Here is a 26,628-nt window from a genome sequence, read left to right as displayed (position 1 = left end):
GTTTTTTTAACTATTTTGTAGTTTAGATTTTTAAATTTTTAAGATATAATATGTATATGCGCTTAGAACTTTTTTAACTAAAGATGTTTATTAAAAACTAAAGTTGTGGAGGTAGTACCATGCTTAAAAGGTTAAAGCTAGATACTAAACTTCTCAGAGAAATGGATTTTAGTATCCTTATTGCAACAATTTTAATAGTGTTATTTGGAATAGTTAATATCTATGCAGCTATGAAACCTGATGCTACTGATGCAAAGAAACAGCTTCTGTGGTTCGGAGTATCGCTGGTGGTTCTCTATTTTATATTACTTGTAGATTACAACATTCTTAGAGGATTTGCACCTATATTATATTGGGGATCAATAATTTTATTGATTTACACTAGGTTTATGGGGGCTACTATAAATGGCGCTAGAGGTTGGATAAAAGTTGGATCGCTATTTTCTATCCAAGCCTCAGAGTTAGCGAAGGTAGCTATTATATTTATGTTAGCTAAAAAGTTAGATGAGATGGAATTAAAGGTAAATAATCTGAAAAACTTTATGATTTTAGCAGCATATACATTAGTCCCTGTTGCCCTTATAGTAATTCAGCCTGATATGGGAATGACTATGGTTTGTTTCTTTATTGTACTCGGAATATTCTTCTGTGCGGGGCTAGATATGAAGATTATCTTAGGTGGATTAACTTCATTAGTTTTTGGAATTATTCTGTTGTGGAATTCTGGGCTTATTGAGCCTTATCAGAAAAGAAGGCTTATATCATTCTTAAATCCAGAAGCGGACGAGCTTGGATCCGGACTTCAATTAATGCAGTCAATGACAGGTATAGGATCAGGTGGATTTTTTGGCACTGGATTTAAGTTGTCTCAAGATTCAGCTACTAGTTATGTAGGTCAATTTGTTCCGGAAAAGCAAACAGATTTTATTTTTGCAGTAATTGGGGAACATTGGGGTACCATTGGTGGTATAATTCTACTTATACTTTATGGAGTTATAGTATATAGAACAATAAGAACAGCAAAGGTTTCTAAAGATGTTTTTGGGTCAATGATTTGTGTTGGTATGGCATCGTATTTTCTATTTGCAATATTACAAAATATTGGGATGACTATTGGGATCATGCCTATCACGGGAATAACTTTGCCGCTGGTTAGTTATGGTGGTAGTTCACTTTTGACAACTGTAATGTCTATAGCCTTAATTATAAATATTGGTATGAGAAAGAAAAAGATTAATTTTTAGGGGGAAAAGGGTATTATGAATATTTCGCTAATAGCACACGATGAGAAGAAAGATGATATGCTGGAATTTGTAAACAGGTACAAGCATATTTTTGAAAAGCATACTTTATATGCAACAGGAACTACAGGAAAGAGAATAACTGAAGAAACTGGACTTCCAGTACATAGATTTTTATCAGGACCTCTTGGTGGAGATCAACAAATAGGAAGTAAAATTGCTGAAGGGAATATGGATTTAGTTATATTTTTAAGAGATCCTTTGACTGCTCAGCCACATGAACCAGACGTTACGGCATTGATAAGATTATGTGATGTTCATCATATACCAGTTGCGACTAACGTAGGAAGTGCAGAAGTTTTTATGAAATCACTAAAATAAATAGATTTTTATAGAAGATAGAACACTACTTAGATTATAGGAGATAACTATGATTTAAGTAGTGTTTTGTTTTATTAGTACAGCAACTTTCTTATATACTTTTATCATATAATTCACCTATCGCAAATATATATAATATGAACTTGATATAAATTGAAGCAGTAGTATTTCTTGAATTAAAGATGTACTGCTTTAACTTGAAAATATAAAATTTATTAAGTGATTCAGCTATATATAAATATTTGTGAACGTGGGAGGAAAAGGATGGGAAAGTATAATAATGAATATGAGAGCTACTACGCAAAAATATTGCAAAGACAAAGGACGCAGAATCCATACGCTGCATATGGAGTGCAAGAAACTCATACTAACAAAAGAGAATACAGTGCGGGAGTAAACAATTTTAATGGAATTAATAAAAATATGGTTATAAACAGGATAACACAAGAGCTTATAGGGGTTTTGTGCTTAAGTGTTTTTGTTATTGTATGTAAAACTATGGTTACGCCTCAAACAACAGTGGCGTACAAGTATGCAAAAGATGTAATCAACAATAACCTTGATTATAATAAGTATTTAGATCCTAAAATAGTTTCATACATAAGCAATGTGAATTTTAAAGATACTACAAGCCTCAGGGATAACTTAGAAAATTATATCGAGACCTTTAAGTCCAATGTAACTGGAGAAAAAACACTGAAAGAAAAATCGAAAGAGAGTTTTGTAACACCTGTTAAAGGGAAAATAGATAGTGAACTCAGTGCAAAGCAAGCAGATAAATCAATAGTGATAGATATAAACGAGAATACAGAGGTAATAGCACCTAATGAAGGCACAGTAAAGAAGGTGGCTGATGAGAAAGATATTGGCAGCTACGTAATTATAGATCATGGAAATGGAATTGAGACAAAATGCTCTGGATTAAAAGAGATAGGTGTAAAAGAAGGCGAGAAGGTAGATAAAGGCCAATTTCTAGGCAAAAGCCAGAGTGTAAAAAATTTGAGTAAGGCATGTATTATATTTTCTTTGAGCTATATGGGAGAAAATAAAGACCCAAAGGAATATATGATATTTTAGTAGCAATTCTTTAGGAGAATTTAATGGTAAAAATAAGCAAGTGGCTAATTCCGCAAATACTTATATTTTTTATTTTAGGATTTAGATCTATGATATTTTTAGGTTTTTTATGGATAATATTCCATGAGATGACCCATTATATTGTAGCAAAGTGGATGAACCTAAGTATAGATAACTTTAAGATTCATCCCTTTGGAACCGCTTTAGAACTAAGTGATTTCGATGGATTAACTCATAAAGAAGAAATACTTCTTTCAATTTCGGGACCGGCTTTTAATTTTATTATGTTTGGTATATTATACATGGCCTACAAAGTAGTTCCTGCAGAGTTTATTAATAATTCCATGGAGATAAACTTAGTTTTGGGAATGTTCAATCTGCTTCCTGCATATCCGTTAGACGGATCAAAGGTTTTAAGAACGCTTTTGAGTTCTAGAATGTTCTATAAAAAAGCTCATATTATAACTTCATATATAAGCTATGGGGTAGGGATAATAGGGATTGGCATATTTATTTATTTATCTACAATACATATATTTAATCTTAGCGTATTACTTACATCATGCTTTATACTGTTTATAACATATAATGAAAAAAGAAAGGTAATGTATATCATTATGGGAGATATAATAAAGAAGAGAACGAGACTTGGGAAAAAGAAATATATAGATAATAAAACCATATCTGTTCACTTTAAATTAGGATTGATTAATGTATTAGGATTGGTAGATAAAAATAAGTTCAACACCTTTTATATACTAGATGATGAGCTAAGATTAAGAGATGTAATTCATGAAGATGAGCTTATTGAAGCACTTAAGACCCATGGTAATATAACATTAGAAGAGTACATAAATTATAAAAACAGTTGGATGAAAAAATAGTATTGGTTAATTAGTAATGGTATGATAAAATAATATGATGTAATTCTAAGAAGTATTTAATTATACTTCTTTTTTACTGTAAAGGAAGGTGTATAATTTTTATGCTAACCAAGCCTAGTAATTTCAATTTATTTGAATAGATTTTTTAGGTCATACAGTAAAAAAGAAAACTTATTCGCCTGCCAGAATTTCTTCACTACGTTTAGAAAAGGCAGATGCGCAAAAAAATCACTGAAGAAAATCGCTTCAGCGATTTTTTAATAGTTTAAGGTAATAGTTATTAAGTAATAAAGCTAAAATTATTATACAGTGAAAAATCTAGGAGGAAAAGTAATGGTTAGAATCACAGATGATATTTTATATAAAGTTGAGAAACCTGCTAGGTATGTTGGGGGAGAACTAAATCAGGTTGTAAAAGACCCTAAAGAAGTAGACATTAGATTTGCTTTTTGTTTCCCTGATGTATACGAAGTTGGTATGTCACATTTAGGTTCAAGAATACTATATCATACACTAAATGAGAGAAATGATACATATTGCGAAAGAGCTTACGCGCCTTGGCCAGATATGGAAAAAGAGCTTAGAAAAAATAATATTCCACTGTTTGCGCTTGAAACAAAAGATTCATTAAATGAGTTTGATATCCTTGGATTTACTCTTCAATATGAGATGAGTTATACAAATATACTAAACATGTTAAATCTATCTGGAATAACAATTAGAGCATCTGAAAGAAGAGAAGAGGAACCTATAATTATGGCAGGGGGACCTTGTGCTTATAACCCAGAATCTTTATATGATATTGTTGACTTCTTCGAAATAGGAGAAGGCGAGGACATGATGAATGATGTTCTTGATGTATATAAAAAATACAAGGGTAAAGGTAAGAAAAAAGAATTCCTTAGAGAGATATCTAAGATAAGAGGAATTTATGTTCCTTCTCTTTATGATGTTGAATATAACGAAGATAATACAATTAAATCCTTTAAACCTAAATATGAGGATGTGCCTGCTAAAGTTCAAAAGAGGGTTATAAATGATTTTGATAAGGTATCTTTTCCAGATAAGTTTATAGTACCTTATACTGAAATAGTGCATGATAGAGTTGTGCTTGAAGTATTTAGAGGGTGTACAAATGGTTGTAGGTTCTGTCAAGCTGGAATGATATATAGGCCAGTAAGAGAAAAATCAAGACAGACCCTATTAGAAAATGCAAGAAAGTTAGTTCAAGGTACTGGATATGACGAAATATCACTATCTTCATTAAGCACCTGCGACTATTCAGATATACAGGGATTGGTTACTGATTTAATAAATGAACATAGCGAAAAAAATGTTGGTGTTGCACTTCCTTCAATAAGAGTAGATGCATTTTCAGTTGATCTTATCAAGGAAATACAAAAAGTAAGGAAAAGTGGACTTACATTTGCTCCTGAAGCAGGATCACAAAGAATGAGAGATGTTATAAATAAAGGACTTACAGAAGAAAGAATACTTGAAGCTGCTAGAAGTGCCTTCGAATCAGGCTGGAGTACTTTAAAGTTATACTTCATGATAGGTCTTCCTTATGAAACTTTAGAGGATGTAAGAGAGATAGGAAGTCTTGCAGAAAAAATTACTGCAGAATATTTTAAGGTTCCTAAAAATGTTAGAAATAAAGGGCTTAGAGTAACAGTAAGTACTTCAATACTTGTTCCTAAACCATTTACACCATTCCAATGGGCTCCTATGGAGAAAATTGATTTAGTCTCAGAGAAGATATCGGCAGTTAGGGACTCTATAAAATCTAAAGCTATAATATATAACTATCATGCACAAAAAACTTCGTATATGGAAGCTCTATTTGCAAGAGGTGACAGAAAGCTTTGTGACGTGCTTGTAAAGGCATATGAAAAAGGTGCAAAGTTTGATGGATGGTCTGAGTACTTCAACTTCGAACTTTGGAAAGAAGCTTTAGAAGAATGCGGTATTGATGGAGATTTTTATTGTTATAGAGAAAGATCTTATGATGAAGTTTTACCTTGGGATTTCATTGATATTGGAATTAATAGGAAGTATTTGGAGATTGAAAATGACAAAGCTAAGAAAGCAGTAGTTACTCAAAATTGTAGAGTTGGATGTACAGGCTGCGGAATCGATGTGAACTTTAAAGAAGGGAAGTGTTTTGCTGGTGCGATATCTAATTAAATTTACTAAAGAGAGCGATATTAAATTTATTTCTCATCTTGATTTAATGAGAACTATACAAAGAGTAATAAGAAGAGCAGATCTTCCAATTGAATATTCAAAGGGATTTAACCCACATATGAATCTATCAATAGCTAATCCTTTGTCAGTAGGATTTTACTCTGAGGGAGATTATTTAGATATTGGACTTGTAGAAGACTTAACTATAGAGGAAGTAAAAGAAAGATTAAATGCAAATTCTGCAAAGGGAATAAGATTTTTAGAGGCTGTTAAGGTTATAAATAAAGAAAATGAGAAAAAAGTGCCACAAGCAATGGCTCTTATTGATGCAGCAAGATATATTGTTAAAATTAAATATAATGCTACAGAAAGCTCTATATTAGAAGTCGAAAAACTTATGGAACAGAATGAATGGGTTACACTTAAGAAAAGTAAAAACGGGGAAAAGATGGTTGACATAAAACCTATGGTAAAAGAAATTAAGTACTGGGTTAATGAAGATAAGCTTATACTTAATGCCTTAATTAGCTGTGGAAGCAGAGAACATCTTTCTCCAGAATTATTAGCAACCTACATAAGAAGCAATACTTCAAATTTTGAAGAAGAAGCCTTTATTGATATAAAAAGAGAGGAACTATATGCTCTTAAAGGTGAAAATTTAGTTCCACTCTATAAATGTATATAATATAAGGTAAAGTATTATGAGAGAACTTTTTATAGAAAGAAGAGAAAAGATTTTTAGGATTGCAATAAAGGAAAAAGGTAGCTTAACAGAATGCTTTGTAGAAGAAGAAAATAATGAGCCGCTTCCAGGAGAGGTGTATAAGGGAAATGTAAAAAATATAGTACCTGCTATCGGTAGTGCCTTTATAGATATTGGTCACGAAAAGAATGGATATTTACACTTTGATATGAGAAAAAATCCTTTGAAAAAAGGGCAAGATATAATTGTTGAAATCTTAAGTGAGAGTTTTGGCAGTAAAGGACCTAAAGTTGCAAGTCCTATAAGTCTACCTGGAAGATTTGTAGTAATAACTAGGGGAGATAAAGAGCTTCTTATATCTAAAAGAATAGAGGATCAGGATATTAGAGAAAGTCTAAAAAATACAATAGAAACAATTGAAGGCTTCTCTATAACCATAAGAACTAATGCTAAAGATGTATCATCTGATATCATAAAACAGGAAATATATAAACTTAAAGATACATATGAAGCTATCGAGAGAGAAGCTTTATATAGCTTGAAAAACAAAAAGCTTTATGGAGAAAACGCACTTCTCCACAAGGTTTTAAGAGATAATATAAATGGTGATACGTCAAAGATTATTGTAGATTCTATGGAAGATTATTTTGCGGTAAAAGACTATATAGCTGATGAAAAAAACATTCAATTAGTAATGCATAAAGAGATAAGAAGTTTATTTGACTATTACGGAATAGAAAAAGAAATACTTAATTTAAGAAACTCTAGAGTTAACTTAAAATGTGGTGGAAATATAGTTATTGATAAAACTGAAGCAATGTATGTAATTGATGTGAACTCAGCTAAAAATGTCAGTGGAAGAAATTTTTCTAAAACAGCTGAAGAGACAAATATTGAGGCTGCAAAGGAGATAGGAAGGCAGATTAGACTTAGAAATCTTAGCGGTATAATAGTAGTAGATTTTATTGATATGGATAATGCTCAAGCTAAGAATAAGGTATATGCTGCCATTAAGGAAAGTCTTGAGGGTGATAGTAGTAGAGCTAGAGTATATCAATTTACTGAGCTTAATCTTCTACAGATATCAAGAAGTAGAAGAGGGAAAAGTATTTACGATTATATAGAAGAGAACTGTGATATCTGTAATGGACATGGAAAAAGGCTGAAAGGTTCTTATATAAAGCATCTAATTAAAAATGATATTATAAGAGCTGAAGGTGAAGGTAGTATTAAAGACTTCTATATAGAGTTAAAAGATGTATATGAAGACTATGTCATAGGCGATAAAGTACAATTCCTGAAGGATATAGGAGCTCTAGATAAAAATATTTATGTTAAATTTATAGATTCAATAGATTACTACAAACTAGAACCTTTGCTATTCAAAAATCAAATTGATGCTGTAAGTAATTACAAACTTCAAATAGAGTAGATTAAAATTATTGAGTTGAAATTAAGTGGTTAGGCATCCAATGCTTTAATGAGCTTACGCAAAGAATTAATATGATTTTGTCATATTCCATGGCTAAAACTGTAAACTCACTACGTTCGAACAGTACAGTTTTTACTCTTTATTAATCACGCTTTCTTGTAAAACTTTCATATATAAAATTTAAGAAAGCAAAAAGGATATATATAGAGTAAAAAAGTGAGAATTTGTCGCCTGCCACAATTTCCTCACATACGTTCAGAAAAGGTAGATGCGCAAAAAAATCACTAATGAAGAGCAATTAGCGATTTTTTATGGACATTCCATCTGAAAAAATCATTTAATTCTAATAGCTCGCTCATATAGCATCTCCTGCATAACCACTTAATTTCAGTAATCTTTTTTTAATAAACAAATAACAATATTGAGATAAAAAAAGATACTAAACATTATATGTTTAGATAAAAATAACTTTACAAAATATGTCCGATATGGTAGAATGGCATTTGTGAACCGCACACATAAGGTTCCATAAACGATTGTACAATCGTACCTGAAGTGGCGAGACCGTAATGAGGAGGTGTTTTTATGTACGCAGTAGTTAAGACAGGTGGAAAACAATTCAGAGTTCAAGAAGGCGATGTTATATTCGTTGAAAAATTAGAAGCTGAAGTTGAAGCAACAGTTGAGTTAACAGAAGTTCTAGCAGTAGCTAAGGATGGTGAACTTAAGGTTGGTACACCAGTAGTAGAAGGTGCTAAAGTAGTAGCTAAGGTAGTTGCTCAAGGCAAGGCTAAGAAGATTATAGTTTTCAAGTACAAGAGAAAGAAAGACTATAGAAGAAAGAACGGCCACAGACAACCTTACACTAAGCTAGTTATCGAAAAAATAGAAGCTTAATATGATTAAGTTAGATATTTATACGACTAAGGACATAATAATTGGATTTAGGATACAAAATCATGCTCTTAGAGAAAGAGAAATGATTTTAGTTGGAGAAGCATATGACATGATATGTAATTCAGTATCTGTATTATCTCAAGGTGTACTTATAGGCTTGGACGAAGTACTTAAGCTTAATGTACCATACGAAATGGCGGATGGATATATTAAGTTAGATCTTAAAGAGCTTGATGAAGAAGAACTTCAAAAAGCACAGGTCTTATTAAAAACTTTTGAACTTAGCATAGACAGTATTTTATTATCCTTAGAGCAAAGTTTTGGAAAAAATAAAGCAGACCAATATATATATGTAAAAAAAGAGGAGGTGTAGTACTATGCTAATCATGAACCTTCAATTGTTCGCTCATAAAAAAGGAGTAGGTAGCTCCAAGAACGGTAGAGATTCTGAGTCAAAGAGACTTGGTGTTAAGTCAGCTGATGGACAATTTGTTCTTGCTGGAAACATACTTGTTAGACAAAGAGGAACAAAGATACATCCAGGTGCTAATGTAGGTAAAGGAAGCGATGATACTTTATTTGCAAAGATCGATGGAGTTGTTAAATTTGAAAGACTTGGAAGAGACAAGAAGAAAGCTTCTGTTTATCCAGTAGACATTCAAGAAATAGCTGAATAATCCTAGTTATAAAAGCACCCTTTTGTAAAAAGGGTGCTTTTCAAGTATTATGGATATGTATATTATTTGCATATAGAGGCTATCAATAATATATAAAGAGTACTTAAAATATAAATCAAATTTAGTTTGTACTTGTTTTAAAATACCTAATAATTGGGCATTTTAAAACAAGTACAAACAAAAGTATAAGGTAAGGTGATGAACTTATGTTTATAGATACGGCCAAAGTTTATGTAAAAAGCGGAGATGGTGGTAATGGATCTGTATCTTTTAGAAGAGAAAAATACATACCTCTTGGAGGCCCAGATGGTGGAGATGGCGGAAGAGGCGGAGATGTTATAATTGAAGTAGATACAGGTATAACAACACTTTTAGATTTTAAATATACGAGAAAGTTTATAGCAGAAAGAGGCGTGAATGGATCAGGCTCAAAATGCTATGGAAAAGATGGTGAAGATCTTATAATTAAGGTTCCTATGGGTACTTTAATTAGAGATGTTGAAACTCAAAAGATAATGGCAGACCTTTCTCACCCAGAGGATAAATATGTTATCGGCAGAGGTGGAAAAGGCGGTAAGGGAAATGCTAAATTTGCAACTCCTACGAGACAGGCGCCAAACTTTGCAGAACCTGGAATGCCAGGAGAAGAAAGATGGATAGAACTAGAATTAAAACTTTTAGCAGATGTAGGTTTACTTGGATTTCCTAATGTAGGAAAGTCAACTTTCTTATCAGTAGTAACTAAGGCTAAGCCAAAGATTGCTAACTATCATTTTACAACTTTAAAACCAAACCTAGGTGTTGTAAGTGTTCCTGGAATCGATGGTTTTGTAATGGCCGATATACCAGGTATAATCGAAGGAGCAGCTGAAGGTGTAGGTTTAGGTCTTGACTTCCTTAGACATATAGAAAGAACAAGACTTTTAGTTCACGTAGTAGATATCTCTGGAGTTGAAGGAAGAGATGCTATTGAAGATTTCATAAAGATAAATGAAGAACTTAAGAAATATAGTGTTAAGCTTTGGGATAGACCTCAAATAGTTGTTGCTAACAAAGCTGATATGTTATATGATGAAGAAGTTTTTGAAGATTTCAAGAAAAAGCTTAACGAAATGGGTTATGATAAAGTATTTAAGATGAGTGGTGCTACATATGAAGGTGTAGAAGCTGTAGTAAAAGAAGCTGCTAGAATGCTTAAGGAAATACCTATAACTGAATTAGAAATTAAAGAAGAAGATAAATTCATACCAGAAGAAAAGAGATTTACTTATGATATAAGAGTTGAAGAAGAAGATGGTATTAAAGTTTATATTGTAGAAGGAACTTTCGTAGAAAGACTTCTAAATTCTGTAAATGTTAATGAACCAGATTCTTTAAAATATTTCCATAAGGTTCTTAGAAATAAGGGCGTACTTGATGAATTAAGAACAATGGGAATAGAAGATGGTGATGTAGTAAGACTTAGAGATTTTGAATTCGAATACTTACTATAATTAAAAATACTTATCTTAAATATTGAATTAACTTTGATTCATATATTATAGAACAATTTGAGAAATGTTTATGATTTAAGGAGATATTGATAATATAAAAAATATCTCCTTTCAAAACATTTTTATTATTTAATATATATACTTAAACAAGGGAGGAAAATAAATTGATTACAACAAAACAGAGAGCATATCTTAGATCGCTAGCAAACGGTATAAGCCCTATATTTCAACTAGGCAAGAATGGTATTGAAGAACCATTTTTAAAGCAAATACGAGATGCGCTTGAAGCTAGAGAACTAATTAAAATAACTGTGTTAGAGAACAGTGGATACGGAACTAGAGAAGCTTCAGATGTTATATGTGAAGAAATAAGATGTGAAGGGATTCAAGCTATCGGAAATAAAATAGTTCTATTTAAACAATCACAAAAAAAGCCTAAAATAGAATTACCAAAAGGTGATAAATAGCATATTATGTCAAAGAAGATAGGAATACTCGGGGGAACCTTTGATCCTATTCATAATGGACATATATATATAGCTTATGAGGCTAAGCGTTTGTTAGATTTAGATGAAATTATTTTTGTGCCGAGCGGAAATCCACCACATAAAGATGAGAAGAATATAACGGATAGTCATTTAAGATACAAAATGGTTGATCTAGCTATAAGATGTTATGATGGTTTTGTGACAAGTGACTACGAAGTAAACAAGCAAGGTTTAAGCTATACATATGAGACATTGATGTATTTAAAAGATACTCTTAAAGAGGCAGAACTATATTTTATAACTGGTGCTGACTGCTTAATAGATCTTGAAAAATGGAAAAATGTTAATCTTATAATGGATAACTGTAATTTTGTAGTGTTTAATAGACCTGGATATACTAAGGAAGAACTCTATGATGAAAAAAGATTGGTAGAGAAAAAATATAATAAAGAAATTATATTTTTAGATCTTTTGCAACTAGATATTTCGTCTACTTGGATCAGGCAGAGAATCAGAGAAGGTTATAGGGTTGATTTTTTTGTACCTGATGAAGTTAGTAAAATCATTAGAGATAATAGGCTATATTTATAGATATAATATTTTATCCTAAATTTTTAACTGAAAAGTTGTATATTTAGGATTATTTTTTTCTCATAAAACATAGAAAGTAAAAGTGTACTATTTTTGAGCATATATAAATTAATAAAGATGTACCACTTCGAACCGAAATCTATTTTCAAAACTCCTCTGGGGTCTGAGAGGAGAATTTGAAAATATAACTTTTATTACGAAGTGATACATCCATAGTGGAGCTAGGAACGGTAGAAATTATAACTGGGGGGATTATTATGTGGTCATGTGAAGAAATTGATGAATATCTAAAACAAAACCTTACAGAAAGCAGATATAAACACACAATGGGCGTTGTATATACTGCTGAATTGTTAGCAGAAAAAAACGGTGAATCTAAAATAAGAGCAAAAATTGCTGCTTTAGTTCATGATTGTGCTAAGAATATGAAAATAGATGAACAATTTGAATTTTTAAAATCTAGAAATGTAGAATTAGATGAGATTACAATTAATTCACCTCAGATACTTCACGGAATTGTTGGTTCAATTGTGGCAAAAGAAGTTATGGGAATTAAAGATGAAGAAATATTAAGTGCAGTAAAACATCATACAACAGGAAAGAAAGCTATGACTTTATTAGAAAAGATAATATATATTGCTGATTATATTGAGCCTAATAGGAATTATAATGGTGTAGAAGAATTAAGACAGTTAACTTTTGACAACCTTGATCAAGGTGCTTTAAAAGGCTTTGATAACACTATAACTTATGTAATAAAGCTTGGGCAGATTGTGCATCCTTTAAGTATTGATGCGCGTAATGATTTGCTAATAAGAATAAAAAATCAAAAGCATAGATTAGTATAATAACTAATCTATGCTTTTGATTTTTTGAAGATTATTGGCATTTATAGATGAAATTTAAGGTTGCAAATACTTTGTAATTAATTTACAATGGAAAAAGATGTAAAATAATTAGCTTTATAAAAATCAATTTATTGAGATATAGGTCAAGCAGTTTTGGCAACAATTAAATATATGTGAATAAGTGGGTTTATAAAATATACTGTCAGCTTAGAGGGTGAGAAGATGAAATCAGAAAAATTAATCAATAATAAATTTAAAGCGAGTCTTTTGGGACTTTTAATATTATTAGTAATTATTTCATTGGGAACAGGAGCTTTTTTTTATAAGTACTTAGGGAAATTCAACAAAAATTATGATGGCAAAGCAGTTGAAAAAGATGTCTCTTTACCTACAAATATTTTGTTTCTTGGTATGGATATTGGAGATCCTAAGCAAAAGGATAATGATAGTATAAAAAGAACTGATACAATAATGTTAGTTCACTTAGTTCCAAAAGAGAAAAAAGCATATATAGTGTCAATTCCAAGGGATATGATGATAAAGATAAAGAATTCTAGTCAAAAGATAAATGCTGCCTTCTCTATAGGAGGGGACAGCGCTATAAAACAGGCAGTAGAAGACATTATGGATGTTCCGGTAGATTATCTTGTGAAGCTGAATTATGAGGGCTTTAGAAGCTTTGTAGATGCCATTGGTGGAGTAGAGATGACTATAGATAGGAATATGTACTATGATGATGCAGCTCAAAATCTCCACATAAATTTTAAAAAAGGAGAAACAGTACTTCTAAATGGCAAGAAAGCAGAAGAGTTTTTCAGATGGAGAAAAAATAATGATGGAACTGGATTAGTAAACGGAGATTTAGATAGAATAGATAACCAACATAAATTTATTGAAAAAGTAGTTGAGAAATGTACTTCAGTTGCTATAATACCAAAGTTAGGTAAGATACTAGATGTACTGCCACAGTATATAGAAACTGATATACCTCCAAAAACTTTGCTAGCCTTAGGAAAAGAAGGAATGAGCCTCAATAAAGAAAATGTAAAAATGTATACTTTAAAAGGAGTTCCAAGAACAATAGATAACATATCCTATCTTATTTATGATAAGGAAGCCAATAGTGATATAATTTCCTTGATATCAGGTCAAAAGGTTGCTGAGTCTAATGGTGGAGTTACTAAATCTTCTTTGAAGATAAAGATACTGAATGCAACAAAGGTTCAAGGACTTGCGTCGAAATGCATGAAGGACTTAGAAGCGAAAGGTTATAAAGGTATAGAGATAGGTAATACAAAAGAGGCAAATAAAAGTGAAGTTCAATTAAGTAATCAAAGCTTAAAAAATATAATTTCTAGTGATATAAATATAAACAAATTTTCAACTTTAGGAAAAAATGATGAAAATTTTGATATAATCATTATATTAGGTAAAGATTATAAAAATTAGAGGAGGATCAGAAATGAAAAATATAATTTCTACAGAAAATGCACCAAAAGCAATAGGACCATATAGTCAAGGAATAAGTATAGAAAATCTTGTTTTTACATCAGGACAAATACCACTTGATCCAGCTACTGGGGAACTTATTATTGAAATTAAAGCAGCTACTAAAAGATCGATGCTTAATGTCAAAGCAATACTAGAGCAAGCAGGAAGTTCTCTAGATAATATAATAAAAGCAACAATTTTCTTGAAGAATATTGATGACTTTAATTCAGTTAATGAAGTTTACGGAGAATTTTTTAAAGAAAATCCTCCAGCAAGAAGCTGTGTGGAAATTAGCAGATTACCTAAAGATGCCGTTATAGAGATAGAGGTTATAGCTTTTAAAAATAGATAGGAGAACTATATGAGCTACATAAGAGAAGTAGTTCCCAAAGAATATGAGGGAAGAAAAATAAGAGATTTTCTTAAAGAAAAGTTAGGATTATCTACTAGACTCGTAAGAGGAGCAGCTATTGACGGAAGAATTAAAGCAAATAATATAGTTGTCAGAATGAACTACGTATTAAAATTTAACGATAACATAGAAGTTAATGTTTCGAAAAATGAAAGCCAGAATATTGAACCAGAAAAAATGGATTTAAAGATAGTTTATGAGGACGAAGACATTATAGTAATAAATAAGGATCCATTTATGGTAGTTCATCCGACAAAAAGCCATCAGTCTGGTACTCTGGCAAATGGTGTAATATATTATTTTAATGAAACTCACCAAAACTGTATAGTTAGGTTAGTAAGCAGATTAGATATGAATACTTCGGGACTTATAATAATAGCAAAAAATCAATATGCTCATATGGCTTTATCAAAACAAAATGCAATGGATAAGGACAAAGAAGGAAATATAAAAGAGCATAGCAGGGATAATATAGAAATTGAAAAGAGATATATTGCTATAGTACATGGAAATCTAGAAGCTATAGAAGGAACTCTAGATCTTCCGATACATAGACCAGGACCAGAGTCTATAAAAAGAATTGTTGATGAGCAAGGTCAAAGAAGCATAACTCATTATAAGGTAATAGAAAGACTAAATGGAGCAGATGTTGTAGAGTGTAGCCTTGAGACCGGTAGAACTCATCAAATAAGAGTTCATTTAAGTCATATTGGACATCCGATTTTCGGTGATACTTTATACGGTAGTGAAGATGATGAGGAGTATATAAAAAGGCAAGCGTTACATGCATACAGATTAGATTTTCAAAGTCCTAGAAGTAAAAAGACTTTATCCCTTAGAGCTGATCTACCAGAAGATATGAAGGAACTTATTGATAGCATAAGCATTAAACATAATGATAAATAGAAATACCACCTTGTGTTTTTACAAGGTGGTATTTCTATTTATAATGTATATTTTTATTATTGAACTATATTGTTATATTTCTGTTTTATTATGGATTGTTTTTTCTTAAAATTTATGTATTTTCTTAAAGTTACCAAAAATATAGAGACAACAGCTATGGAAAGTGCTAATACAAAAGGCTTTATATTTTTATAAGCAGCAGATGATGGTAAAAGGCCTTTATATTCTCTATCTATGTTTGAAGCTAATTTTAAACCACATAGATCTTTTCCTTTTACAGTAATAGTGGAATCTAAAATCTCATCGCCTTGCTTAAAAGAAGCTTTTTCTAAATTAGCATCTTTTATTTGTATCTTAGGAGCTAAATAGCTTTTTATATCTGTTTCTGAAACATTTGGTTTATAATCATTTTTGTTTATCAAATAATACACGTCTTTTGTTGCTACAAGAGGGATATTAAGAGATTTAGTTACATTATAGTTTGCAACTTCATCACCCTTACTATAAAGCTTTATAGATTCATAATTATTGAAACCATAATCAAATAGCTTTATTGCATCTGGAAAATAGTTTTGCTTACTTTGAGAGTATAGCATTGACACGATTAATACGTGTCCATCTTTTTCAGCAGCACCTGTAAATGTATGCTTTGATAAAGTAGTGTACCCAGTTTTTCCAGCTAAAGCATACTTATATTCAAAATGAGAATTTTTTCTAATAAGTTCATCCTTTGTAGATACCCACTTTTCATTTCCATCTATATTGCTTGGTGGAAATTTATAAACTTGAGTTCTGCATATCTTGACGAAAGTAGGATTTTTTATAGCTTCTTTAAGCATTAAGGATAAATCGTGAGCAGTAGTTAAGTGTCCAGGTTCATATAAGCCACTAGGATTAACAAAGTTTGTATTAGTTGCACCTAATGCTTTTGCTCTTTCGTTCATCATCTTAACGAAGTTATCCATTGATCCGCCAACATGTTCTGCTAGAGCTTCTGCACAATCATTTGCAGATTCAAGTAATAATCCATGTAAAAGGTCATTAACTGTATATATTTCGCCTTCTTTTAATCCTATGGAAGTTCCTTCAGCTGTAGGCGGTACTTTACTTATGGTAACCTTATCATCTAGTTTCGCGTTTTCTAATGTAAGAAGTGCCGTCATTACCTTTGTAGTAGAAGCTGGTGCCATAGGCTTATTTTCATTTTTTCCATATATAATCTCACCAGTATTTACATCCATCAATACTGCAGCTTCAGATTCTACATCTGGTGGTGCGGTAGCTGCCTTAGCATTTATGTTTCCTGACATGAGCAGGCATAACGAAAATATAGTAAAAAAACTAAATATCTTTTTCATATGTGTCCCCCATATATGTATTTAACAAACATTAGTATATCAAATATATACAAATTCTGCTATATATTTTTGATTATATGTCAATAATTATAAAAGTATTGTGCATAAAAATATGTTTTTACAATTTTTGAATAGAGGTGATAATTCAATGAAGAAAAAGGAAAAAATTATTGGATCATTGATCATATTTGTGGTCTTAATTATATTTTTAGCTATAGGATATTTTAACACAACCAAAAAGAATTTAACACAGAAAGATATGGAAGCTATGTTTGTCGAAGTTAATAAGAGTGATACCAAACAAACTAGTGAGGATAAATCTGATAAAAAAGAAATAAACAGCACAAATAATACAAATAATAAAAAAGTTATAGTAGAAATAAAAGGTGAAGTAAAGAAACCAGATGTATATTATCTAGATGAAGGAAGTATAGTTAAAGATCTTATTCAGCAGGCTGGAGGATTAACTGAGAAGGGTGATATAACCGCAATAAACCAAGCAAAAAAACTCGTTAATAATGAATGTATTATTATAAACAATAAGGAGCAAATAAGTGCTAATGTAGTAAGTAAAGACATAAATAAAGAGGCTAGTGTTTCAGCTGTGGCAGGTGAGTCTGACAGTGTAATTAATATTAATACTGCTTCAAAGGATGAATTGGATAAGATTCCAGGAATAGGTGCTGTTACTGCTGAGAAAATTATAGAATATAGAGAAAAGAATAATGGATTTAAGAATATAGAGGATATAAAGAAAGTAGATAGGATAGGAGACAAGATGTTTGAAAAGATAAAAGATAAGATATCAGTTAACTAGATTAAAGTAATAAAGTTTATTGATTATTGTTTTGTAATTATAGATGAAGATATTCTTACTAGAATTTATAAAAGGCGATATTATAAAAAATCTTTACTATAGCATCCTATTATATGGTAAAATATTAGTAGTATATATAAAGGAGGGGTTATTGTGGAGGTTTTGGCCAATCTTGGATTAAGTTTATTATTTGGACTATTAGGAATAGTTATTATGGGAATTGGTTATTTAGTATTTGATAAATTAATTCCTGCGGATTTTAACAAGGAATTAGAAAATAAAAATACTGCAGTGGCTATAGTTATTGCTGGGATGTTAATAGGTGTAGCAATAATAGTATCGAAGGTAATAGCATAAAAATAGAGGAAACATTTAATCTTTAATACTTAAACATTCGTGGTTTATAACGAATGCCAATATAAGTACTAATAGAGTTTATATGTTTCCTCTTTAATTTGTATTCTTTAGAAATTTATAACTCAATTATATCTGTAGATAAATAAGAGTAAGAACTTAAAATTCCAATATAGTTAAATCAGCATCTTTGAGATTAGGAACAACCTTTGTAGCTTTTCCTAAGGTTTCCACAGAACCAATGCCTATAGATCTCATACCTGCTCTTATAGCAGCTTCTATTCCTGCTTCAGCATCTTCGAAAACAACACAAACTTTAGGGTCTAAATCCAATTCCTTTGCAGCTAATAAGAATACTTCAGGGTCAGGTTTAGCTTCAGAAACCTTATTTCCATCGATTATTGCATCAAAGTATTTTGTTAATTCTAGGTTGTCCAATATCATCATAGAATTCTTTGAAGCTGATCCTAGAGAAACCTTTATACCTTCAGATCTTATTGCTTGTAGGAAGTTTTCAACTCCAGGCAAAATTTCATCTTTATTCATTCTAGATATGTATTCTACATACCATTCATTCTTTTTTGCAGCCAAAGCTAGTTTTTCATCTTCACTTAAGGTAATCTTGCCTATAGAAAGAAGGATTTCTAAGGAAGCCATTCTGCTAACACCCTTTAATCTTTCGTTATCTTTTTCAGTGAAGTCAAATCCTAATTCATTAGCAAGTCTTTTCCAAGCTAAATAGTGATATTTAGCAGTGTCAACTATTACTCCATCTAAATCAAAAATACAACCTTTTACGTACATAAACTATTACCCCCATAATATTTAAACGTTTAACCCAATTATAAAATATCACAATATATTTTTCTATCATTATTGATGCATTGGTAGAAAGATTAGAAAAACATATAAAAAACTTAATAAAACTTTGTATTTAATATAGAGAAAAAATATAGTCTTAGGTTTTATTTATGAAATCTATTGAAATGAAAAATAATACTTAAAATTGTAAGTCTAAAATTGTAATTTAACGTGAACAATTCTCGCTTTTTATCATTATTGGTAGTATAATTGATAGTATGATCTTATATTTCATCATAAATTGATGTGAAATATAAGATTATTACTTTGAATTAAAGTTTTAACATACTGATAGTGTATATTTAATCGATTACTTAACAAATAAATATAATAATGAGATTGTCGGTTTTTATAAGATAAATAGGTATAAAAGTGGAATTTTTATTAGGGGGTATATTATAGTGAATGTAACAATAAAGGATGTAGCAAGAGAGGCAAACGTTTCACCATCAACTGTATCAAGAGTTTTAGCTGGAAATCCTAGAATAAGTGATGAAACTAAAGAGAAGGTAATGGAAACAGTAAAGAGGCTTAATTATCATCCTAATGTGATAGCAAGAAGCTTAGCAAACAACGTTACCAAAATTTTAGGACTTATATTACCAAGTGGAGAAGAAGATTTGTTTAGAAATCCTTTCTTCATTCAAGTTATGACAGGTATAAGTATATATGCTCAAAAGATGGGGTATTCAATAGTTTATACATTTAGCAAAAATGAAGAAGAAGAGATAGCTTTTTTAGCTAATTATATAAATAGTAAAATGGTAGATGGTATGCTATTACTTACTACAAGATCTGAAGATAAATGTGTAGAATATTTAAATGAAAGACAGTTCCCTTTTGTAATAGTAGGTAGACCAGAAACTTCATCAGATATATTATGGGTAGATAATGATAATAGAAGAGCCATGTATGATGTTACTAAAAGTCTTATAGATAAAGGTCACGATGATATAGCCTTTATTGGAGGACCTTCTGAGAGGACCATGTCTAAGGATAGACTTAGTGGTTATAAAGATGCTTTAATAGAGGCTAATATTAGCATTGATGAAAAATTAATCCTCCAGATGGATGACTTTACTGAAACTTATGGATATGAGGCTAGTTCTTCTATACTTCAGTATAGAAAACCTAGTGCAATAGTGACTACTGATGATTTGTTAGCCTTCGGGGTTTCAAAAAAACTTAAAGAAGAAAAAATAAAGGATGTATGGCTTGTAGGGTTCAATAATATACCTTTATCAGAATATCAAAATCCGCCACTGTCAACAGTAGATATCAATGCTAAGAAGTTAGGGTATTATGCTACAAAGTTATTGATTGATAGACTACAGCAAAAAGAGCAGGAATTAGATCATTATATTATAGAAACTAAGTTTATCGAAAGAGAATCAACTAATATAGGTTAATAGAAAATCGCTGAAGGAATACGCTTCAGCGATTTTTTGTGCATCTGCCTTTCCCAATGAATATGAGGAAAGTTACAGGCGAATAAATTATGTTTTTTCTATATGATATAAAGGACAATTCAAGTCAGTTGAAATTACTAGAGCTGACTGTTATAAGAGTTTTACATTTTTGTATACAAAAACAAAGGAAGTGCTAAAGAGCACTCCCTAATATTTTGTTAATGATATAATTAACTTTAAGTAAGATTATATAATGGATTTTAAGACTTTACAACGTGAATAATTTTCAATTGACTGAAATTATTCACGTTGTAGGGTTGCAAGTCTTTACATTATTTCTTTATATACATAAGATTGTAGTATTCATCAAGCATTCTCTTAACTGCAAATTGTTCTCTGCAGCTTACGATAGAAGCCTTCATCATTTGAAGCCATTTTTCTCTGTTTCCATAGTAAGTAGGGATGACTTCGTTTAGAAGAACATCGTATAATGCTTTTAAATCATGGTTATCAAGCTCTTCAAGTGTAGCAAAGTCACTAACTCCCTTACCATCACCAAACTGCCAGCCATTTACCCCGTGATCACAAGCTTCTGGCCACCAACCATCAAGGATAGAGAAATTAAGAACACCATTCATAGCGGCTTTCATGCCTGAAGTTCCTGAAGCTTCTAGAGGTCTTCTTGGGTTGTTAAGCCATACATCAGAACCTCTTGTAAGAGCTTTTCCAATAGTCATATCATAATTTTCTAAGAATACAACTGAATTTGGATACTTCTTAGTCATTTCAACTATAGTAGCAACTATTTTCTTTCCGTTATCATCTAAAGGATGAGCTTTTCCAGAGAATACTATTTGAAGTTTACCTTCTTTTAGTAATGGCTCTATAACTTCAGGATCAGTAAATATTAGATTACTTCTCTTATATGGAGCTGCTCTTCTTGAGAAACCTACAAGTAGTTTGTCAGCATCTAAGGTAACACCAGTTCTATCATTTACAAACTTTATAAGATCTCTCTTATTTTTCATATGAGTTTCCCATAAGTCGCCTTCGCCATTAGCAGCAGCAAGCATAGCTGAATCTACCCAAGTTGGAGTGTGAATAGCATTTGTTATTCCTATGATTTCAGGTCTTTCGCTTACACCTTCCCACATTTTGTTTGCAGTTTCCATGTGAAGTTGTGCTACACCATTAGCTATTCTTGACATTTTTAGAGCGCCTACAGTCATGTTGAATGGAGCTCCACCAAGACTTACAAGTTGTTCTACAGTTAATCCATTGTTAGCACCCATATACATTAATATATCAAGTGTATGAGATTCATTACCTTCAACTATTGGAGTGTGAGTTGTAAATACAACTTCTTCTCTTGTTACTTTTAAAGCTTCGTTGAAAGTAAGACCAGTTTCCATTTTTTCTCTTAGAAGTTCAAATCCTGCAAATAGAGCATGACCTTCATTGAAATGATAAACTTCAGCTTCATAACCTAAAGCTCTAAGAACTCTAACGCCACCTATACCAAGTACCATTTCTTGAGCTATTCTTTCTTCACCAAACCAGCCATAAAGCTGACCTGTTATCCATGTATCTGCATTTTCAGGTATATCAGTATCTAGAAGGTAAAGCGGGCATACACCAAATTCAACAACCTTCCATACTTTTATAGTAACATCTCTTTGTCTTATCTTTACCTTAACTTTTATACCTGTATCTTCAAGGCAATTATATTCTTGATTTGTGTAGCTATCATATGGCTGACCCTCTTCATTTATTCTTTGGTCAGTATAACCTTGCTTCCACTTTATACCTAGACCAACCATAGGGAAGTCATGATCCTTAACACCTTTCATGTAATCACCAGCTAGGATACCAAGACCTCCAGCATAAGTTTTAATTGATGCATCAAGACCATATTCCATACAAAAATATGCTACATTAGGTAATTTACTCATAAATAATCCTCCCATCTATACTTTAAACAGTTACTGTTGAACCATTTAATTCATATTCTTTATCAAAAACTTTTATAGTTACATTTGAGCCCTTTTCGTGATTGATGATAACATTATCTTTATTTACAGTAATGTTTAATAGGTTACCCCTAAACATTATTTTAAATGAGTATTCATTCCAAACTTCAGGAATAAATGGTGAGAAGTGAAGCATGTCATCTTTAACCTTCATTCCACCGAAACCATATATTATGGACATCCAAGTGCCTGCCATACTAGTTATATGAAGTCCATCATCAGTGTCATTGTTGTAGTTATCTAAATCAAGTCTAGAAGTTCTTAAATACATCTCATAAGTTTTATCGTAATCTCCTATTTCAGCAGCTATAATTGAGTGAACACATGGAGATAAAGATGATTCATGTACAGTTCTTGGTTCATAGAAAGCAAAGTTCTTTTTCTTTGTTTCTAAGTCATATCTATCATTTAAGAAGAATATGCCTTGAAGTACGTCAGCTTGTTTAATAAAGCAACTTCTAAGAATTCTATCCCATGACCACTTTTGGTTTAGTGGAAGATTTGATGGATCTAAATCTTTTACTAGGATTTGTTCCTTATCCATGTAGTTATCTTGTTGTGCAAAAACACCTAGTTCTTCAATCATTGGATAGTACATCTTTTCAGCTACTTCTTTCATTTTTGAAAGCTCAGCGTCAGTTATTCCTAATTTTTCAACAAGTGCTTTATGCTCTGCTGGGTACTGTTCTTTTAGGAAGTCATAAGTTTCTAATGCATAACCTATGTTCCAAGCTGCCATAGTATTTGTGTACCAGTTGTTATTTACATTATTTTCATATTCATTTGGACCAGTAACTCCAAGAATCATATACTTGTCCTTTTGAGGTACATAATTAGATCTTGAAACCCAGAATCTAGCTGTTTCAACTATTACGTCAAAACCATATTCAGCAAGGTATTTTTTATCACCAGTATATCTTACATAGTTGAAGATTCCGTAAGTGATAGCAGCATTTCTATGAATTTCTTCGAAGGTTATCTCCCATTCATTATGACATTCTTCACCTGTCATAGTTACCATTGGGTAAAGTGCTCCTTTAAGTCCAAGTTTAGCGGCATTTTCTTTAGCTTTATCTAGTTGATTGTATCTATATATAAGCAGTTGTCTTGCAATTTTTTCATCAGCAGTACTTAGGTAGAATGGTATGCAGTAAGCTTCAGTATCCCAGTAAGTACTTCCACCATATTTTTCACCAGTAAAGCCTTTTGGACCTATATTTAATCTTGAATCTTCACCAGTATAAGTTGCAGTCATGTGGAAGATATTAAATCTAATACCTTGTTGAGCTGCTACATCACCCTTTATAACTATATCGCTTTCATTCCAGTGATTATGCCATTTTTCACTGTGCTCAGCTAAAAGTTTTTCAAAACCAGCTGTTTTAGCTCTTTCAACAGCATCATAAGCCTTAGCTATAACAATTTCTTCTTCGTAGTATCTGTTGCTTGTAACACCTATATATTTGTATAATGTTGCAGTGCTATTTTTATTAACGTTCACAGAAATAGTATTTTCAACATATTTACTTTTTTCAGAAACTTCTGGACTTACGGTAACTTTACTATTATCTACGAAAATTTCATAAGACATTGCAGCAGTTACATAATAGTTTGTTTTCTTAGTCTGCATTGTAACGTCTCCATAGAATGCATCTGATTTTTGTGATATTTCATTCCAAAATACTTCATCATAGTTTGAATCTTCATTTACTATATTTCCATCAAGAAATGGAGTGAATTCTATATTACCTTCGTAATTTAAAGGAGTAACAGAGTAGGATATTGCTGCAACCTCTTTATCATTTAAACTTATGAATCTTTTAACTTCAATCTTAGTTTCTTTGCCATCATTAGAAACAGCAACAAAACTTCTTTCAAGAACACCATCTCTCATGTTAAGAGTTCTGTAAAAGTCTTTTACATCTTTTAATTTACCAATATCTAATGTTTCACCGTTTAACTTTACTCTTATGCCTATATAATTCACTGAGTTTAAAACCTTTGCAAAGTATTCAGGATATCCATTTTTCCACCAGCCAACTCTAGTTTTATCTGGATAATATACACCTGCAATATAGCTACCTTGAAGAGAATCACCTGTGAAATCTTCTTCGAAGTTTCCCCTCATACCCATGTAGCCGTTGCCTAAACTCATAAAACTCTCGTAGATTCTATTTTCTTCTGGATGAAATCCTTGTTCGATTATTTTCCACTGATCATGCAAAATATAATTTCTCATATTAATCCCCCATCTAAAATTTATTGAAGATATATCATTCCAATCTGGCAAATATCTTTAAATAACTCGTTATTAATGCTGAAAAAACTTAAAGATATATATTTTCGTGAAGTGATACATTTAAAAACTACATGCAAGCGATTGCACAAAATATTAAAAAAATATAAACCATGAATATGTTTACAATTATAATATATCATTTTATATTTACATAATCAATACATGAATTATAAAATATTTTCTATTGTAATAATTTCTAAATAGAACACAAAAATTATGTGATTTTTATTAAAGATAATATCGGATTATAAACATAATGTAGAGGAGTTTATTATTGATATTTAATTATTTTTACCCTCTGATACTTTTATAGTATTATTTCGTATATTATTATAGTTGAGTTTACGAAAGATGTTGATTGAGGAGGAGAATATTTGAATAAGAAAAACGTAGCTTTCATTATTATTATGTTTTTAATTATAGGATTTGTTTTTCATAACAATACCAGCGAGGTTTATAAGATAAATAAGGATAAAATAAGTGATATTAGATATATTTATGAAATAGATAAGAATAAAATGGCTGAATTTAATGTGACTAGCAGCATTAATAAAGATGATATAAATGATATCGTTGATTCTTTAAATAAAGGAGTACTAAAGCCTGATAGAGAGAATGTTGGAAAATATACTAAAGAGCATATAGAACTATTTATTTTAGGAGATAGACATCTCGGAGTGTACAAACAGAAGGATGGTAGATTTACGGTTATGTACTCTGCAAATCCTGGTTCAAACGATGAAAGAGACGAAAAGCAGATGACTATAGAGTCAGATGTTTTGAAAAGATATTTTATCAAATTTAAAGAAGTGTCTAAGAACTTGAAATCTGAGACTTGGGATATAAATGGGGATGTTTTAGATTAATAGTTTAACGGATATTTAAAGCCTCTCATTTTTTAGGTGAGAGGCTTTCTGTTTAACTAAAAATATAGAGGCTGTGTAACTAATAAATTCCTATTATAGGGACTTGTTATTATGAATATAAATTATAGTGAAAACAGCATCTTTACTGAAACTGCTAGTGACATTGTGACAAATATAGGCTTAATAAGCTTGGCGCCTTTTTTTAGAGCTAGCTTTGAACCTATAAGTGCACCTAATATCATAAAGAATGCAACTAAAATACCGTAAGTATAATTAATTTTTCCTTCAATAGCAAAAGTTATAAGAGATGCTATATTTGAAGTGAAATTTAAAATCTTGGAGTTACCGTTAGCTTCAACAAAATCAAGCTTAAATATTTTTATGAAACCGAAAATCAAAAATGAACCAGTTCCAGGACCAAAGAAGCCATCATAAAAACCTAAAGAAAATCCAAAGATAGTTCCAATTAAAATAAGATTTCTGGTCTTTCCTTTATAGTGACTTTCAAGCCCTAAGTTTTTAGAAAATAATGAATACACCCCAACCATTAATATGAGTATCATCACTAATGGAGTAAGAAAACTTTGATTGATTATTAGTACTGACTTAACTCCTAAAACTGCCCCGATGAAGGTAAAAGGTATTATGTACTTTAGCAAGGATAAATCTGCTTTTCCTTCTTTTATAAATCTAATAGAAGAAGTAAAGGATGCAGTAGTAGAAGAAAACTTATTAGTGCCAAGTGCTATATGCGGTGATAATCCGAAAATCATGTAAGCTGGCAGGCTGATAAGTCCTCCCCCTCCTGCAATGGAATCAACAAATGCTGCGATAAAACCTGAAATACAGAGTAAGATTAAATTAATCAATATAAATATCCCCCTTATGAACTATCCTTCAATTGAAAATACTATCATAATTTGCAA

General features: G+C 31.1%; 26 protein-coding genes. 21 read left to right on the top strand and 5 right to left on the bottom strand.

Annotated features, from left to right (window positions below; translation table 11 throughout):
• Positions 1–119: 119 nt before the first annotated feature.
• The 17 genes from rodA to J3477_RS08220 all read left to right on the top strand — a co-directional run bounded on the left by rodA (position 120) and on the right by J3477_RS08220 (position 15,708).
• Positions 120–1,244, top strand: a complete 1,125-nt coding sequence (rodA, locus tag J3477_RS08300; RefSeq protein ID WP_206869276.1) for a rod shape-determining protein RodA — start codon at positions 120–122, stop codon at positions 1,242–1,244.
• A gap of 15 nt (positions 1,245–1,259) precedes the next feature.
• A complete protein-coding gene (gene mgsA, locus J3477_RS08295) occupies positions 1,260–1,622 on the top strand; it encodes a methylglyoxal synthase (RefSeq protein ID WP_206869275.1) in 363 nt (120 codons plus the stop codon).
• Positions 1,623–1,886: 264 nt separating this feature from the next.
• Entirely contained in the window at positions 1,887–2,699 is an 813-nt protein-coding gene (locus J3477_RS08290) for a M23 family metallopeptidase (RefSeq protein ID WP_206869274.1), read from the top strand.
• Positions 2,700–2,722: 23 nt separating this feature from the next.
• Positions 2,723–3,583 (top strand): M50 family metallopeptidase, encoded by an 861-nt coding sequence (locus J3477_RS08285; RefSeq protein WP_206869273.1) that lies wholly within the window; start codon positions 2,723–2,725, stop codon positions 3,581–3,583.
• 333 nt (positions 3,584–3,916) lie between these two features.
• Positions 3,917–5,770 (top strand): TIGR03960 family B12-binding radical SAM protein, encoded by a 1,854-nt coding sequence (locus J3477_RS08280; protein ID WP_206869272.1) that lies wholly within the window; start codon positions 3,917–3,919, stop codon positions 5,768–5,770.
• Positions 5,754–6,455, top strand: coding sequence for a TIGR03936 family radical SAM-associated protein (locus J3477_RS08275; protein ID WP_206869702.1), 702 nt, complete (start codon positions 5,754–5,756; stop codon positions 6,453–6,455). Before J3477_RS08280 ends, J3477_RS08275 begins: the two co-directional genes overlap by 17 nt.
• 16 nt (positions 6,456–6,471) lie before the next feature.
• On the top strand, positions 6,472–7,905 hold the full coding sequence (locus tag J3477_RS08270; RefSeq protein ID WP_206869271.1) for an Rne/Rng family ribonuclease: 1,434 nt from the start codon (positions 6,472–6,474) through the stop codon (positions 7,903–7,905).
• Between the two features lie 585 nt (positions 7,906–8,490).
• Complete coding sequence (rplU, locus tag J3477_RS08265) at positions 8,491–8,802, top strand: 50S ribosomal protein L21 (protein WP_183278640.1); 312 nt, start codon at positions 8,491–8,493, stop codon at positions 8,800–8,802.
• Between the two features lies 1 nt (position 8,803).
• Positions 8,804–9,175, top strand: coding sequence for a ribosomal-processing cysteine protease Prp (locus J3477_RS08260; protein WP_206869269.1), 372 nt, complete (start codon positions 8,804–8,806; stop codon positions 9,173–9,175).
• Positions 9,176–9,179: 4 nt separating this feature from the next.
• Positions 9,180–9,479: a 50S ribosomal protein L27 gene (gene rpmA / locus J3477_RS08255; protein ID WP_200269452.1), complete on the top strand. Its 300-nt coding sequence runs from the start codon at positions 9,180–9,182 to the stop codon at positions 9,477–9,479.
• A gap of 206 nt (positions 9,480–9,685) precedes the next feature.
• Entirely contained in the window at positions 9,686–10,972 is a 1,287-nt protein-coding gene (gene obgE / locus J3477_RS08250) for a GTPase ObgE (protein ID WP_206869268.1), read from the top strand.
• A 164-nt stretch (positions 10,973–11,136) separates the two neighbouring features.
• On the top strand, positions 11,137–11,439 hold the full coding sequence (gene yhbY, locus J3477_RS08245; RefSeq protein ID WP_206869267.1) for a ribosome assembly RNA-binding protein YhbY: 303 nt from the start codon (positions 11,137–11,139) through the stop codon (positions 11,437–11,439).
• Positions 11,440–11,445: 6 nt separating this feature from the next.
• Complete coding sequence (nadD, locus tag J3477_RS08240) at positions 11,446–12,051, top strand: nicotinate-nucleotide adenylyltransferase (protein ID WP_206869266.1); 606 nt, start codon at positions 11,446–11,448, stop codon at positions 12,049–12,051.
• A 257-nt stretch (positions 12,052–12,308) separates the two neighbouring features.
• Entirely contained in the window at positions 12,309–12,899 is a 591-nt protein-coding gene (gene yqeK / locus J3477_RS08235) for a bis(5'-nucleosyl)-tetraphosphatase (symmetrical) YqeK (protein ID WP_206869264.1), read from the top strand.
• 222 nt (positions 12,900–13,121) lie between these two features.
• Entirely contained in the window at positions 13,122–14,348 is a 1,227-nt protein-coding gene (locus tag J3477_RS08230; RefSeq protein ID WP_206869262.1) for an LCP family protein, read from the top strand.
• 13 nt (positions 14,349–14,361) lie between these two features.
• Positions 14,362–14,742, top strand: a complete 381-nt coding sequence (locus J3477_RS08225) for a RidA family protein (RefSeq protein ID WP_206869260.1) — start codon at positions 14,362–14,364, stop codon at positions 14,740–14,742.
• Positions 14,743–14,751: 9 nt separating this feature from the next.
• Positions 14,752–15,708, top strand: a complete 957-nt coding sequence (locus J3477_RS08220) for an RluA family pseudouridine synthase (RefSeq protein ID WP_206869258.1) — start codon at positions 14,752–14,754, stop codon at positions 15,706–15,708.
• 56 nt (positions 15,709–15,764) lie between these two features.
• On the opposite strand, the gene J3477_RS08215 is transcribed toward J3477_RS08220, so the two are convergent.
• Positions 15,765–17,066 (bottom strand): D-alanyl-D-alanine carboxypeptidase family protein, encoded by a 1,302-nt coding sequence (locus J3477_RS08215; protein ID WP_206869257.1) that lies wholly within the window; start codon positions 17,064–17,066, stop codon positions 15,765–15,767.
• A gap of 148 nt (positions 17,067–17,214) precedes the next feature.
• Here J3477_RS08215 and J3477_RS08210 point away from each other — a divergent pair, with 148 nt between their 5' ends.
• Complete coding sequence (locus tag J3477_RS08210; RefSeq protein WP_206869255.1) at positions 17,215–17,883, top strand: ComEA family DNA-binding protein; 669 nt, start codon at positions 17,215–17,217, stop codon at positions 17,881–17,883.
• A 153-nt stretch (positions 17,884–18,036) separates the two neighbouring features.
• Positions 18,037–18,240, top strand: a complete 204-nt coding sequence (locus tag J3477_RS08205; protein ID WP_371876579.1) for a DUF350 domain-containing protein — start codon at positions 18,037–18,039, stop codon at positions 18,238–18,240.
• Between the two features lie 156 nt (positions 18,241–18,396).
• Here J3477_RS08205 and pgmB read toward each other — a convergent pair whose 3' ends face one another.
• Complete coding sequence (pgmB, locus tag J3477_RS08200; protein ID WP_206869253.1) at positions 18,397–19,041, bottom strand: beta-phosphoglucomutase; 645 nt, start codon at positions 19,039–19,041, stop codon at positions 18,397–18,399.
• 458 nt (positions 19,042–19,499) lie between these two features.
• On the opposite strand from pgmB, the gene J3477_RS08195 reads away from it, so the two are divergent.
• Positions 19,500–20,507, top strand: a complete 1,008-nt coding sequence (locus J3477_RS08195; protein WP_206869251.1) for a LacI family DNA-binding transcriptional regulator — start codon at positions 19,500–19,502, stop codon at positions 20,505–20,507.
• Positions 20,508–20,839: 332 nt separating this feature from the next.
• Here the strand turns inward: J3477_RS08195 and glgP are convergent, their stop codons facing one another.
• Positions 20,840–22,459, bottom strand: coding sequence for an alpha-glucan family phosphorylase (gene glgP / locus J3477_RS08190; protein ID WP_206869249.1), 1,620 nt, complete (start codon positions 22,457–22,459; stop codon positions 20,840–20,842).
• Positions 22,460–22,481: 22 nt separating this feature from the next.
• Positions 22,482–24,776 (bottom strand): family 65 glycosyl hydrolase domain-containing protein, encoded by a 2,295-nt coding sequence (locus tag J3477_RS08185; protein WP_206869248.1) that lies wholly within the window; start codon positions 24,774–24,776, stop codon positions 22,482–22,484.
• Positions 24,777–25,210: 434 nt separating this feature from the next.
• On the opposite strand from J3477_RS08185, the gene J3477_RS08180 reads away from it, so the two are divergent.
• The gene (locus tag J3477_RS08180; protein ID WP_206869247.1) at positions 25,211–25,702 is read left to right on the top strand and encodes a hypothetical protein; all 492 of its coding nucleotides are present in this window, start codon (positions 25,211–25,213) and stop codon (positions 25,700–25,702) included.
• 122 nt (positions 25,703–25,824) lie between these two features.
• Here the strand turns inward: J3477_RS08180 and J3477_RS08175 are convergent, their stop codons facing one another.
• Entirely contained in the window at positions 25,825–26,571 is a 747-nt protein-coding gene (locus tag J3477_RS08175; RefSeq protein ID WP_206869246.1) for a TSUP family transporter, read from the bottom strand.
• Positions 26,572–26,628: the final 57 nt, after the last annotated feature.

The sequence above is a fragment of the Clostridium zeae genome (assembly GCF_017312485.1).
Lineage (GTDB): Bacteria > Bacillota > Clostridia > Clostridiales > Clostridiaceae > Clostridium_AR > Clostridium_AR zeae.
The sequence above is the reverse complement of the archived record's forward strand: the minus strand, read 5'-3'. Positions and strand labels throughout refer to the sequence as shown.